Here is a 13723-nt window from a genome sequence, read left to right on the forward strand (position 1 = left end):
ATGATTGGTGAATGGAACAACGGCACTGGCCGTCGCAAATCCAGCGTGGCCCGTGTCTTCCTGAAAAAAGGCACTGGCAAAATCACGATCAACGGCAAGGATATCCAGTCCTACTTTGGTCGCGAAACCTCCATCATGATTGCCAAGCAACCGCTGGCACTGACCAACCATGTCGAAACCTTCGACGTGATGATTAACGTGCATGGTGGTGGTGAATCCGGCCAAGCCGGTGCTGCCCGCCACGGCATCACCCGCGCCCTGATTGACTACGATGCCACCCTCAAGCCGGTACTGAGCCAAGCTGGCTTCGTCACCCGCGATGCGCGTGAAGTCGAACGTAAAAAGGTCGGTCTGCGTTCTGCACGCCGCGCCAAGCAGTTCTCCAAGCGTTAATCCGCTTTTTTGCCTGCTATCCAAGCCGCCCAGGGTTCGCCTAGGGCGGCTTTGTTGTTTGCTGGCCAGGCAAGCAATGCCCCTACCCCCACCAACGACAAGTGCTGACCGCCTGAATGACCGACTGTTTTTGAGTAGTATTCGGGCAAGTTCCCAAAATTTCGGAGATTTTTCCCATGACTGCTGTTGCCCAAGCCCCCCAAACCGAAGAGATGCCCGCGCCCATCCTGTTTACCGACAGCGCTGCTGCCAAGGTGGCCGATTTAATCGCCGAAGAGGGCAACCCTGATTTGAAATTGCGCGTGTTTGTGCAGGGTGGTGGCTGCTCGGGGTTTCAGTATGGCTTTACCTTCGACGAAATCACCAACGAAGACGATACCACCATGACCAAAAATGGCGTGTCGCTGCTGATTGATGCCATGAGCTACCAGTATTTGGTCGGTGCCGAGATTGACTACAAAGAAGATTTGCAAGGCGCGCAGTTTGTGATTAAGAACCCCAACGCCACCACCACCTGTGGCTGCGGCTCCAGTTTTTCTTAAAATTGGCAAAAAACACTTCACTTTTGCACTGATTTGCCGTAATAAAGGGGCGAGACGGTAGCAAAGTCTGCTTGAGAAGCGTGGCTGCTGGCCGTCGCTTGTTCATGACTACAATTGCGGGGCATCCTTATGCAAATCCCTCCCGTTGACCGCTCTCCTTCGTGGCGCACGCTCAGTGCAGATTTATCGACCACCGGTGCCTCTGGGCCGGTGCCAGTGCGTCCTATCAATGCAGCCAATCCAGTCGAGTCTATGGACCGTTTGGGCGAAGGGGCGATTGTCAAAACGCCAGAAAAGCCCTCGGATATGGACGGCCCCAACCGCGACTGGACGACCCCCGAAGAAAAAAAGCTGGTAGAAGAGCTACCCCCAGACCCCCGACCCGAGCCAGTCTATAAGCAATTGCTGGACTTTATCCAGTCGATGTGGCGTGCCAGTGGCACCGCCATTGAGTTGGCGCAAGAAGTCAACAAAATGACGCTGCAAGAGCGCATGGCCTTGCAAGCCAAAAACGATGCTGATTTGACCTACTCTGACCCCAAAGTAAAACGCACCGGCGGTTTGTAGCGCTTGGTTTTTGGGCTTTTAGCTTTTTTAGCCATTGGCAATGCCGCTACTGACATGGCCTGCGGGTACATGGCGCGCCGCCGAAGCCACATGGCCGGTTTGGTCGTCAAAGAAAAAATCGGGTTCAAACTCACGCAAGAATTCGCCCTTGGGCAGGCCGCCCAAGAACATGGCCTCGTCCACGGCAATGTTCCAATCCATCAGGGTACGGATGGCGCGCTCATGCGCTGGAGCGCTGCGTGCCGTCACCAGGGCGGTGCGGATACGCATCCCGCTGCTGCCGCTGGCCTGTTGCAGCCGGTGCAAAGCAGCCAACAGGGGCTTGAATGGGCCTTCGGGCAGGGGTTGGGCGGCTTTATCGCTTTCGTGGCGCTGAAAGGCATCTAAGCCCTGCGCTTGGAATACCCGTTCGGCTTCATCCGAGAACAAGACGGCATCACCATCAAAGGCAATTCGTACTTCTTGCGGATGGGCGTTGCCCGCTTGGGCTGATTCGGTCAAGACGCGGGCGGCGGGGTAGCCCAAATGCAGCGCTTGGCGTACATCGGCCTCGTTGGCCGATAAGAATAAATGCGCGCCCAAAGGGCGCAAATAGCCAAATGGCTCGCGCCCTTGGGTAAAAACACCCCGTTGGATGCTGGGCAAGCCGTGCGCTTGGCAAGAGCGGAACACGCGCAGGCCACTGACTGGGTCATTGCGCGACAGCAATACCACCTCGACCCGTGCCTGCTCGGGCGTATTAAAGGCCAACAATTTACGCACCAAAGAAAAGGCGACACCGGGAGAGGCAGGTACCTCTAAACGCTGGTGTTGCAAGGCGCGGTAGGCGGCATCGTTGTCGCGGTCGAAAACGGTGTTTTCTTCCTCAAAATCGAACAGGGCGCGTGAGGAAATGGCCACCACCAACTTATTTTGTAAGGATGCGCTCATTGGAATTTAGGCAAGGCGGCTGCAACGTCACGGAACGAGGCCAAAGCGGCTTCAAGATGGTCAATGATTTCTTGTTGCAGCACATCGGGCGGAGGCAAATCGTCCAAGTTATCGAGGCTATCGTCTTTGAGCCAGAAAATATCCAAACTGGCCTTGTCACGGGCAATCAGGTCTTCGTAACGGTAGTATTTGAAGCGTTCGGTTTCTTGGCGCTGGTGGCGGTTTTCTGGGTGGTAACAGGTAATGAAGTCTTGTAGGTCTTCTGGCTTGAGGGGGCGCGTTTTGAGCGTAAAGTGCTTATTGGTACGCAAATCGTAAAACCAGACCCCTTGGGTATGTATCCGTCCGTCTTTGGGCGCGTTGTCAAAAAACACCACGTTGGCTTTGACGCCTTGGGCATAAAAGATGCCTGTGGGCAAGCGCAAGATGGTGTGAACGTCGCAGTTCTCTAGCAGCTTGTGCCGAATCTTTTCCCCGGCACCGCCTTCAAACAGCACGTTATCTGGCAACACCACGGCTGCTTTACCGTCTACCTTGAGCAGACTGACGATATGCTGTAAAAAATTGAGCTGCTTGTTCGAGGTGGTTTCCCAAAAATCTTGGCGCTCATAGGTCAGTGCGTCGCGGTCTTCTTCCCCTTCTTCGTTGGTGATGGTCATGCTGCTCTTTTTGCCAAACGGTGGGTTGGCCAGCACATAGTCCACTTGGATTTTTGGTTCCGAAATCAGCGCGTCGGCACGCTCGACAGAAGGCTCACCGTCTAACTCGCCAATGTTGTGCAAAAACAGATTCATCAGGCACAGACGGCGCGTATTGGCCACAATTTCATTGCCATAAAAAGTCCGGTCACGCAAAAATGCTTTTTGGCGCTTGTCCAGCTTGCTGCCGGAATGGTTCAACCAATGGTAGGCCCCTAAAAAGAAGCCCCCGGTACCGCAGGCCGGGTCGGCAATGGTTTTCATGGGTTCGGGCCGCACACAGGCCACGATGGCCTCAATCAGTGCGCGTGGGGTGAAGTATTGGCCTGCGCCGCTCTTGGTGTCTTCGGCGTTCTTTTGTAGCAGCCCTTCGTACAAATCGCCTTTGGTGTCTGCCCCCAAACTGATCCAGTTTTGTTCGTCAATGAGCTGTACCAGCCGCGCCAACTTGGCCGGGTCTTGGATTTTGTTCTGGGCTTTGAAAAAGATAGCCCCCAACATACCCTGTTCTTGCCCTAGTCGGTGCAAGGTGGCCAAGTATTGCGCCTCTAGTGGTTCGCCCGTTTTGCTGCGTAGATGGGGCCAATCGTAGCTAGGGGGGATGCGGGTGTCGCGCTTGTAAGGCTCTTGGGCGTATTCGTGCGCCAGCTTGAGAAACAGCAGGTAGGTGAGCTGCTCTAAATAGTCGCCGTACCCGACGCCATCATCGCGCAGGGTGTGGCAAAAGTTCCAGACTTTCTGGACGAGGGAGGAGGTGTTCATGCTTCATCCTTAATGAGTTCGATTTCTAAACGGCGGATGGCAGCCACCAAATTGTGAAAACTAGGGGAGCGCTCATTGTCCAAATCCAAATGCTGACCGATGGCCCGCGATCCGGCAACTTTTTCGTACCGGCCTCGGGTCAAGGCTCTCAATTCATGGCTTGGATTGCCCAAATCATCTGGTTTGCGAAATTTTTTAGACTGCTGCTGGCGTGCCAGTCCGGTGACGGAGAGGGCTGTTTCCACCGCTTGTAAGTCGGCCAAGTAAAAAGTTTCTAACTCGGTACAGGCTAAACGTACCAAGCAGCGTTCGGCTTTGGTAGTCTGGGCACATAAATCCAGCAAACGACGTTTGAGTTGGATGCAGTCGGGGTGGCTGTCTTGGTCGCGCAACACAATAAACCGGGCCTGCTGGTTCTGGTAAGCCCTGATTTTGGTCACTAGCTGCTTTTCAAGGTCTTGCTTGCCTTCAAAATGAACCAAGCGGTAGCCTGTGCCTGATTGCAGCAGCCGGGGCAACAAAGACTCCAGCATGGCCTTGGCGGAGCGTTCCTCCAGCAGAAAAACCAGCTCTCGCATTACGGATTCACTCCATCAAAGAAACCTTGCTTCCACAGGTAGCCCAATTGGTCGCCCTCGGCCATATAGGCCGCAATTTGTCGGTCGTCTTTGGCCCGTTGAATGCGTGTGTAACCCTGCTGCTTCACTAGCCAACACACTTCATCTAACTCCAACGCATTCAAAAAATCCGGCGAGTGGGTAGAAACAAACACCTGCCCACCACGGCGGGCATAGCTACGAAACTCCTCGGCCAGTTCGGCCATCAAATGCGGATACAACTGGTTTTCTGGCTCTTCTACGCACAACAGTGGGTGTGGCTTGGGGTCGTGTAATAACACCAAATAGGCAAACATTTTGATGGTGCCATCCGACACGTAGCGATCTAAAAATGGGGTTTTGAACGAGCCGTCTTGAAACTTTAGCGTCAGGTAGCCATCGTCCATCAGCTTGGGTTCTACGGCACTGATACCCGGCACGCGCCGTGCCATGCTGGCGAGGATGTTGGCGAATAGTGCCGGGTGTTGTTCATGCAGGTAGCGGGCTACCAGCGGGAGGTTTTCGCCGGTTTGAGAGAGATGCTCAGTTTCACCCGAGGCATCTTTACGCCCGCGTGCGGCGCTGATATGAAAGTCGGACACATGCCAATTTTCAATCAGGCTGCGGAAGGCGTTGGCAGCTTTGAAGCGCTCAAACTGCCCCAGCCCTTTGATAGCCAAGGTGTCAGGAGAGACTTTTTGCGTCTCACGGTCTAGCTCTTCGTCCGGTTTTTTGAAGTCTTCCTCGTTGGTGATGGCATAGCCCTCACCATTGGCAAAGCTCAGAAAATGGTACGGGCTACCGTGGCGGCCACGTTTGTAGCGCAGCAATTCTTTCAGCACCACGGGCTGGCCTTGGCGCTCGCCAATCTCCAGCGAGTAGGTGACTAAGCGCTTTGCCCCAGCAATTTCCATGCGGTATTGCAGCTCGATCAAGATGGAGTCTTTTTGCGGATCACAGCCCCGGCTGAGTACCTCGGCAAAACGGCCCCGCTTGTCCAAGGCTTGGCGCACATTGCCGCGCAGGCAGTCGTGCAAAAAACCAAACACATCGAACAGTGTGGACTTGCCCGAGCCATTGGCCCCCACCACCACCAAAAAAGGCGGAATGTCTTTCAAATGGACATTGCGGAAAGCCTTGAAGTTTTGCAGGCGGATAGATTCAATTTTCATCGCAAGCCTCTTTGGCAGTTTGGGCTTTGCGGCCACGCGGTTTTTTGACGGCAGTTTGCGCGGCCCGTTCGGCGCGGATGCGTTCTAGCAGCACGCTGGCTGGTTCATCGTTGGGGTCTTGGGGCACTAACTGGCCGGAAAAGGCGGCGCGTAGGATATTTTGGCGTTGGGCGGTGGATTGTTGGAGGGCGAGTGCAATCGATTTCTGCTGATTTACTATTGAACTCAGTGCCATATCAATATGAAGCAGTAACGCTTCCTGCTCATTTTGAGGGGGCAACGGAAACGGCAAACTGCGACAAACTTCTAACGTCAAATTGGTCTGCCCCGCTGTTGTTTTGGATCGAGCCTTCAGCCATTGTTGTGCCAGAGGCGATAGTAAATAATGGCAGATAAACCAAGGAAATACCCCATCAACTGCACGAAATATGGCAATAGCCTGATTGATATTCCATTCAGAAAATTTTGATGGCACGACAGCGACCTGCCCAAGTGGGGGGCCAACGATATTCATCAGCACATCATTTGGATAGACAACTGAGCGAGCCAAGAAACCCCGATGTATCTCCGCAGATATAAATACTTTATCTGCTAAATCAAGTTCACCACGGTCTGTTAGATTGGTCACACGCAGAAATGGAATTGTCTTCTGCACACTAGAAGCCGATTCTTTTGGTGGAGTCGTTCCTTTAGTGATGAACTCGCATAGCTGTTCACCACTCGCCCACACCCACCCCGGCGGCAATGCTGGTAAACCAGCGGTATCGGGTTGCACTGGCTCGGGGTATTTTTTTTCCCAGTCTTTGGGTGGGGTTTTGCCTTGTTCTTGGAATTTGGCCAGTTGCTTGGCTTCCCAGCGGGCGCGGCGTTGTTGCAAGATGCGTTCTAGCAGTTGTGCGCCAGTTTCGGTGGCGGGATGCTGGGAGCGCCAATCGGCGGTGAGTGTGCCGGATACAGCAGCTTTGAGCAGGGATTGGCGGTATTGGGCCAGCTTTTTTTGTGCGGCTTTGAGTTCTGCCACCCCAGCATCTAAATCGGAGAGCAGTTCTTCCAGTTTGGCGACAATGCGGGTTTGTTCATAAAAAGGAGGCAGTGGAAATGGCGCTGTTTCAAATTTACTTTTATTAATGATGGCTACAGTTGTAGCTGATGAATTAGCTTTAAGCCAAGATCCAAGCGTTTGTAGAAAATAGAATCCATACTCTGGGTTGATAAACTTATCAAAAACAACAGCATTAATCTGCTGATTTGTAGCACTTAAATTGGTTGTGATTGCAGTCTTTCCTAGTATGCCAATGCAAGAAACAAGCACTGATTTTGGGGGAAGAATCCTTGCTTTTTTTATACCATATTCTGATAAAGTTTCAGGGGCATGGCTAACTGGTGTATCATTTAATTGCGGTGGTTTAAAAAATGGGATTCCCCCTCCATAATTTTTAACATCTGATGTTGGCGGAGTGTTGCCAGTAATGACTTCTGAAATGTTTCCAAGGTTGACCCAATTCCAAGAATTCGGGATTAAATGAAATTTACTCATGCCACCAACTCCCAATTCATTTCATCCATTAATCCATCCAATTCTTTGCCAAACAATTGCCACACTTTTTGCAGTCCGCCTTGGTCGGCCAATTCTGCATAATCAAAATCATCGCGCTGGATGCTGCAACTGCTGGCAATGTGGTCTTTCATCAGGCGCAGCCATGCGGTTTGTTCTGGTGTAAAGGCGGTGCTGCGCTGGGCGTTGTGCCGAAAAATCCAAGCCTGAAAGCGCTTGTCCACTTCGTCGGCAAAGGGTTTTAGCTCTGCATCTAAGCCCAAAGCAAAGCGCACCAAGCTGACCACATCGGTCAACTGGCGTTTGCGGTCTGCGCCTTTTACTTGGCTGGTTTGCACACGGGCATAGGCGCTCCACAGCCTTTCTGTGGTCAACATCAGCGGCGGTTGGCTCAGGTGTTCGTGCAGTGCCTCAATCATGTCGAAGGTCAGCGCCCGGCGCTGGTAGGGCTGCTGGTAAAAAAATTGCAGTGCCGCTATCTCATCCTTGTGCTGCGCTAGGTAGTCGGCAAAGGTTTGCACCACTGCCTTGGCCTGCGTTTCGGCTTGTTGCGAAAAGCCAGCAAAGGTGACTTGGTCTAAATTGATATGGTCGATGATTTGCTCGTGTTCACGCCGGGCATTTTCTAAGGCTTCGCGCAGTGCGGGGTTGTCAAACGGGGCGCAGGCAGCGGCTACGCGCTGGGCGCGGGCGGCCTCCAGCTCGGCGGGCAACAAAGTGTCTTCGGTGCGTGTGATGCCTTGTGCTTGGGCCAATTGGAGCGCGGTTTGCACCACGGCATCAGGGTCTAAGGCTTCTATCAGGGCTTTGCCCAAAGCAGCCACTGCCATGCCGCCCGATGCCTGCTCAATGCGGGTTTGGGCTTTGTCGTCCAATTGTTTGGCCAAACGCACCAGCCGATTGGCCAAGCTCAGTAGGGTGTCATCGTCACGGCTACCAATGGCGATGCCTTGCAACAAGTCTTTGAGCGAGGTGCTGGGCTTTTTTTCTAGTGGGCGGCTTTCGGTTTTGAGCGATTTTTCTACCCCTACGGCATCTATCAACACAAAGCGGGTTTTGGCACTATCGGCGCTATTGCTCACCCGTTGCAGGCCCGCTGCGTTCAAACTGCGTACACCCCGACCTTTCATTTGCTCGTAGTAGCCCTTGCTGCGTACATCGCGCATAAACAGCAATACTTCTAGTGGTTTTACATCCGTGCCGGTGGCAATCATGTCCACGGTGACGGCAATACGCGGGTGGTAATCGTTGCGGAAGCTGGCTAACACGCCTTCGGCATCTTTTTCGTTATAGGTTACTTTGCGGCAGAAGGCGTTGCCTTGGCCATAGACTTCGCGCACGGTTTGGATGATGTCGTCGGCGTGGCTGTCGGTTTTGGCAAAAATTAGCGTTTTGGGGGTTTCTTTGCGCTGCGGAAAAATCACCTCTTCTACCGCTGTCTTCATGGCTTGGATGACGTTACGGATTTGGCTGGGGTTGACCACGGAACGGTCTAGGTCTTTGCCGGTGTATGCGGTGCTTTCTTCGGCCTCGGCCCAGCGTTTTTTGCGCGTGGCGCGGTCGCGGTGGTCTATCCACCAACCTTGCCGCACCACACTGCCTTTTTGGCTGAGTTCGGTTTCAATTTCATAAACGTCGTAACCCACATTGACACCATCGGCCACCGATTGTTGGTAGGTGTATTCGGCCACAATGTTTTCATTGAAAAAGCCATAGGTGCGTTTGTCGGGCGTGGCGGTCAGGCCAATCAGAAAGGCATCAAAATAATCCAGCACCTGTTTCCACAGGTTGTAGATGCTGCGGTGGCACTCGTCAATGATGATGAAATCGAAGGTTTCTACCGGGGTGCTGGGGTTGTAACTGACTTGCTTGGTTTGTTTAGGCGTTTGCTGCACTTCGTTGAGTGAGATGTCTTCGGCTGATTCATCGATGGGTTCGCCCGACAAAATGGAATACATGCGCTGGATGGTGCTGATGCACACCTGTGCATGGGGGTCGATGTGGCTAGAGGCCAGTCGCTGCACGTTGTACAGCTCGGTAAATTTGCGTGCATCGTCTGGTGGCGTGTAAGCCATAAATTCTTGGTGCGCTTGCTTGCCAAGGTTGCGCGTATCCACCAAAAACAAAATGCGTTTGGCTCCACCAAATTTGAGCAAGCGATAGACCGCTGTGATGGCGGTAAAGGTCTTACCGGCTCCGGTGGCCATATGCACCAAAGCACGGGGCCGGTTGCAAGCCAGAGATTTTTCTAACCCCGTGATGGCACTGACTTGGCAATCGCGTAAATTTTGTGTGGGCAGTGGTGGCATCGCTGCGCCCAAGCTGCGGCGTAGTGTGTCGGGCTGCTGTTGCCATTGGGCCAAGGTTTCTGGCTTGAAGAAATGGAAAATCTCGCGCGAGCGCGGGGCTGGGTCGGCGTTGTCGGTAAAGCGAATGATTTGGCCGGTGGCCTCGAATAAAAAGCGCAGGGGCGTGCTGTCTTTGCGCCATTTCAAATTGGCGGCGGCATAGCGTTGGGTTTGGCCCTCTGTGACCGTGAGATGCACGCCTGCCTCGTCTTTTTTGGCTTCAATCACACCCACGGCTTGGCGCTGGACAAACAGCACATAGTCTGCTGGGCCGGTATCGGTGGGGAACTCGCGCACCGCCACACCATGCGCTGCGGATAGGTTGAGCTGGCGCATGTCTTGCAGCGTCCAACCAGCTTGTTCGAGCTTTTGGTCAATGTACTGACGGGCTTTGGCTTCTGGGGTCATTTAATAAACTGATTCATTTGAATGATAGGCAATAACACCGCCAACACAATCAGCATCACCACCAGCCCCATTGTCACAATCAGCAAAGGCTCCAAAATGGTGGCCAGCTGCATGGAGCGCCGTTGCACCTCGGCAGACAGTTGCTGTGCGGCACGTTGCAGCATCAGCGGCAATTGGCCGGTTTGTTCGCCCAGCCGGGCAAACATGGCCAGCAAGCCCGGAAAACGCTTTTTCTGTGCCAAGGCCGAGGCCAGCGGTGCGCCCTCGCGCACTTGCACCAAAGCCTCTAGGGCATCGGCGCGCATGGCCCGGTTGTGCAGGGTTTCGGCAGCGGCTTGCAAGGCTTTCAGGATAGGTACACCCGCCCCGGCCAGCATGGCCAAGGTGCTGGCAAAGCGGGCGGCGTTGTAGCTGCGTGCCAAGCGCCCGAGCAAAGGCAATTGCAGCCAAGCGGCATCTACTTTTTGCCGAAAAGCCTCGCCCTTGAGCAACCAGCGCCAGCCTATGCCCCCGCACAACAGCAGCAGCAGGGCCACCCAGCCGTATTGGCGCACGGCGCTGCTCAGGGCCAACATCGCCACCGTCAGGAAGGGCAAGGCCCGTTTGCTGCCGGTAAACACGCTGGCCACTTGTGGCACCACATAGGTGACCAAAAACAGCACAATCACCAGCGCCAGTAAACTGACTATCGCTGGATAGAGTGCCGCCCCCATCAGTTTGGCGCGCAGGGCTTGGCGCTCTTCCAAATCATCGGCCAAGCGCTCTAACACCAGCCCTAAACTGCCGCTGGCCTCACCCGCACCAATCACGGCGCAATAGATGTCAGAAAACTCGCGCGGGTGTTGTTGCAGGGCGCGGGCAAAGCCAGAACCAGCATTGACTTCGGCGCGTAAATTGGCCAGCAGATGGTGTAAGCGCTCGTCTTCGGCCTCATCGGCCAAGGCGGTCAGGGCGCGCTCTAGGGGCAAGCCCGAGACCACCAAACCGGCCAATTGGCGCGTCCAGACGGCCAAACCCGTGGCATCGAACACCGGCCGGGTGAGCAAGCGTTGGCTCCACGACAGTGTGCCCCCACTGCCGCTGCCCACCTCCACCGGCGCCACCCGCAAGGGCACCAAGGCTTGGGCGCGCAACTGGCTGCGCGCCGCTTTGGCGGTATCGGCCTCTAGGACACCGTTGCGGGTTTGGCCCTGGGCATCGAGGGCTTCAAAGGAAAAAGCGGGCATAGGCAGCAGAGGTTCAAAGCACAGCGTGAAGCCGTGCATGGTAGCCGCTGCCATACCCCAACCGGCCTAAGGTTCAGGCTGGGCGGCCATAGGTGGCGGTAAAGCTGGCTTTTTCTAAGGTGTGGGCGTTTATCATGAAGCCCGCCAAGGCGGCAGAGGCATCATCGGGAATCTCCAAACGCGGCACGTTCAGGGCATGGAGGCTGAAGATATAGCGGTGCGGCTTATCGCCCGCTGGTGGGCACACGCCACCCCAAGCGTAAGCGCCGTAATCGTTGCGAATCTGCCGCGCTGGCGCGGGCAAGTGGGCACCGCCTTGGGCACCGGCATGGGCGGCCAGCGTGGTGGTGCCAGCAGGCAAATCCACCACCAACCAATGCCACCAGCCCGAGCCTGTCGGGGCATCGGGGTCATACACCGTCAGGGCAAAACTTTGCGCGCCCACCGGAGCGCCGCTCCATTGCAACACGGGCGATTGGTTTTGGCCGGAGCAGCCAAAGCCGTCAAACTCAAACTCGGGGGGTACGCTGCCGCCGCTGGGGATGTCGGGGCTGCTGAGGGTGAAGGCACTCATCGGTTACTCTCCTGATAAAGGTCTGGAAACCTTGCAATTTAACGCACAATCGAAGCACCTTTTTAGCGGAATTTTTCTTATGTGTGGCATTGTTGGTGCAGTTTCCTCGCGCAATATCGTTCCTGTATTGGTGCAGGGTTTGCAACGGCTGGAATACCGGGGTTACGATTCTTGTGGTGTCGCGGTACATGCAAGCAGTGGTTTGCAGCGTGCGCGTAGCACGGCACGGGTGGCCGAATTGTTAGAACAAGTGCAACAGGTGCCGGTGCAAGGCAGTACCGGCATTGCCCACACCCGTTGGGCCACGCATGGCGCGCCAGTGCAAAGCAATGCCCACCCGCATTTCAGTTATGGCCCAGGGGTGGATGCCAGCGGCCAGCCCGATGCCGTGGGCCGGGTGGCCTTGGTACACAACGGCATCATCGAAAACCACGAGGCCCTGCGCGCTGCCTTGCAGGCGCAAGGCTATGTTTTTGCCAGCCAAACCGATACCGAAGTCATCGCTCACCTGATTGACAGCCTGTATGCCGGTGATTTGTTGGCCGCCGTGCAAGCGGCTGTGGTGCAATTGCAAGGCGCTTTTGCCATTGCCGTGCTGCACCAACAGGAGCCACAGCGCATGGTGGCCGCGCGCGCGGGTTCGCCCTTGGTGCTGGGTGTGGGGCAAGACGGGCAAGAGCATTTTGTCGCCAGCGATGCGATGGCTTTGGCGGGCGTGACCGACCAAATTGTTTATTTGCAAGAGGGCGATGTGGTCGATGTGCAGTTGGGCGCTTACCGCATCAGCAGCGGCGCGGGCCAGCCACTCACGCCAGCGCAGCGTCCGGTGCGTACCGTCCACGCCCACAGCGGTGCCGCTGAGTTGGGGCCGTATCGCCACTACATGCAAAAAGAAATTTTTGAGCAACCCCGTGCCATTGCTGACACGCTGGACGGTATCAATGCCATCGTGCCAGAATTGTTTGGTACGGATGCGGCGCAGGTGTTCAGTCAGATTGATTCGGTGCTGATTTTGGCCTGTGGCACCAGCTATTACAGCGGCTGCACGGCCAAATACTGGCTCGAATCCATCGCCCGCATCCCCACCCAAGTAGAAGTGGCCAGCGAATACCGCTACCGCGACTCGGTGCCCAATCCGCGCCAACTGGTCGTCACTATCAGCCAGTCTGGCGAAACCGCCGACACCTTGGCCGCACTGCGCCATGCCCAAAGCCTGGGTCACGCGCACACTTTAACCATCTGCAATGTGGCCACCAGCGCGATGGTGCGCGAGTGCGCTTTGGCCTACATCACCCGCGCCGGGGTAGAAATTGGTGTCGCCAGCACCAAAGCCTTTACTACGCAACTGGCCGGGCTGTTTTTGCTTACTTTGGTGTTGGCCCAAACCCAAGGCCGTTTGGGTGCCGCGCAAGAGGCCGCACATTTGCAAGCCATGCGCCATCTGCCCGTGGCCTTGCAGGCCGTGCTGGCTTTGGAGCCACAAATTATCGGTTGGGCCGAAGATTTTGCCCGCATGGAAAACGCCTTGTTCTTAGGCCGAGGCTTGCACTACCCGATTGCACTGGAGGGCGCGCTCAAGCTGAAAGAAATCAGCTACATCCACGCCGAAGCTTACCCAGCCGGAGAGCTAAAACACGGCCCGCTGGCGCTGGTGACCAGTGCCATGCCGGTGGTTACAGTAGCACCTAACGATACGCTGCTAGAAAAGCTCAAAAGCAATATGCAGGAAGTGCGCGCACGCGGCGGGGTACTCTATGTGCTGGCCGATGCCGACACCCAGATTGACAGCAGCGAAGGCCTGCACGTTATTCGGATGCCGGAGCATTACGGTGCTTTGTCGCCGATTTTGCACGTGGTGGCGCTGCAACTGCTGGCCTACCACACCGCCTGTGCGCGCGGCACCGATGTGGACAAGCCGCGCAATTTGGCCAAAAGTGTAACGGTCGAGTAAG

General features: G+C 55.4%; 12 protein-coding genes. 4 read left to right on the top strand and 8 right to left on the bottom strand.

Annotated elements, in window-relative coordinates; genetic code table 11:
* From rpsI to PHX60_RS08375, 3 genes are all read left to right on the top strand, one after another.
* Window positions 1-393 carry a 30S ribosomal protein S9 gene (rpsI, locus tag PHX60_RS08365; RefSeq protein WP_091458539.1) on the top strand — a complete coding sequence of 131 codons (393 nt, stop codon included), beginning with the start codon at window positions 1-3 and terminating at the stop codon, window positions 391-393.
* Window positions 394-569: 176 nt separating this feature from the next.
* Window positions 570-935, top strand: a complete 366-nt coding sequence (gene erpA, locus PHX60_RS08370) for an iron-sulfur cluster insertion protein ErpA (protein ID WP_300076673.1) — start codon at window positions 570-572, stop codon at window positions 933-935.
* A gap of 129 nt (window positions 936-1064) precedes the next feature.
* Window positions 1065-1502, top strand: coding sequence for a hypothetical protein (locus PHX60_RS08375; protein ID WP_300076675.1), 438 nt, complete (start codon window positions 1065-1067; stop codon window positions 1500-1502).
* 27 nt (window positions 1503-1529) lie between these two features.
* On the opposite strand, the gene PHX60_RS08380 is transcribed toward PHX60_RS08375, so the two are convergent.
* The 8 genes from PHX60_RS08380 to PHX60_RS08415 form a co-directional block, all read right to left on the bottom strand.
* On the bottom strand, window positions 1530-2432 hold the full coding sequence (locus PHX60_RS08380) for a 5'-nucleotidase (RefSeq protein WP_300076677.1): 903 nt from the start codon (window positions 2430-2432) through the stop codon (window positions 1530-1532).
* Window positions 2429-3892, bottom strand: coding sequence for a class I SAM-dependent DNA methyltransferase (locus PHX60_RS08385; RefSeq protein ID WP_300076678.1), 1464 nt, complete (start codon window positions 3890-3892; stop codon window positions 2429-2431). Before PHX60_RS08385 ends, PHX60_RS08380 begins: the two co-directional genes overlap by 4 nt.
* Window positions 3889-4470, bottom strand: coding sequence for a DUF4276 family protein (locus tag PHX60_RS08390; protein WP_300076680.1), 582 nt, complete (start codon window positions 4468-4470; stop codon window positions 3889-3891). The genes PHX60_RS08385 and PHX60_RS08390 overlap by 4 nt, the downstream gene beginning before the upstream one ends.
* Entirely contained in the window at window positions 4470-5660 is a 1191-nt protein-coding gene (locus PHX60_RS08395) for an AAA family ATPase (RefSeq protein WP_300076682.1), read from the bottom strand. Before PHX60_RS08395 ends, PHX60_RS08390 begins: the two co-directional genes overlap by 1 nt.
* Window positions 5650-7197: a restriction endonuclease subunit S gene (locus PHX60_RS08400; protein ID WP_300076684.1), complete on the bottom strand. Its 1548-nt coding sequence runs from the start codon at window positions 7195-7197 to the stop codon at window positions 5650-5652. Before PHX60_RS08400 ends, PHX60_RS08395 begins: the two co-directional genes overlap by 11 nt.
* Entirely contained in the window at window positions 7194-9971 is a 2778-nt protein-coding gene (locus PHX60_RS08405; protein ID WP_300076686.1) for a type I restriction-modification enzyme R subunit C-terminal domain-containing protein, read from the bottom strand. The genes PHX60_RS08400 and PHX60_RS08405 overlap by 4 nt, the downstream gene beginning before the upstream one ends.
* The gene (gene gspF / locus PHX60_RS08410; RefSeq protein WP_300076688.1) at window positions 9968-11197 is read right to left on the bottom strand and encodes a type II secretion system inner membrane protein GspF; all 1230 of its coding nucleotides are present in this window, start codon (window positions 11195-11197) and stop codon (window positions 9968-9970) included. The genes PHX60_RS08405 and gspF overlap by 4 nt, the downstream gene beginning before the upstream one ends.
* A 73-nt stretch (window positions 11198-11270) precedes the next feature.
* Window positions 11271-11771, bottom strand: a complete 501-nt coding sequence (locus PHX60_RS08415) for a YbhB/YbcL family Raf kinase inhibitor-like protein (protein WP_300076690.1) — start codon at window positions 11769-11771, stop codon at window positions 11271-11273.
* A gap of 79 nt (window positions 11772-11850) precedes the next feature.
* Between PHX60_RS08415 and glmS the strand changes: the two genes are divergently transcribed.
* Window positions 11851-13722 (top strand): glutamine--fructose-6-phosphate transaminase (isomerizing), encoded by a 1872-nt coding sequence (gene glmS, locus PHX60_RS08420; RefSeq protein ID WP_300076692.1) that lies wholly within the window; start codon window positions 11851-11853, stop codon window positions 13720-13722.
* Window position 13723: the final 1 nt, after the last annotated feature.

The organism is Giesbergeria sp. (assembly GCF_028686475.1).
Taxonomy (GTDB): Bacteria; Pseudomonadota; Gammaproteobacteria; order Burkholderiales; family Burkholderiaceae_C; genus Simplicispira.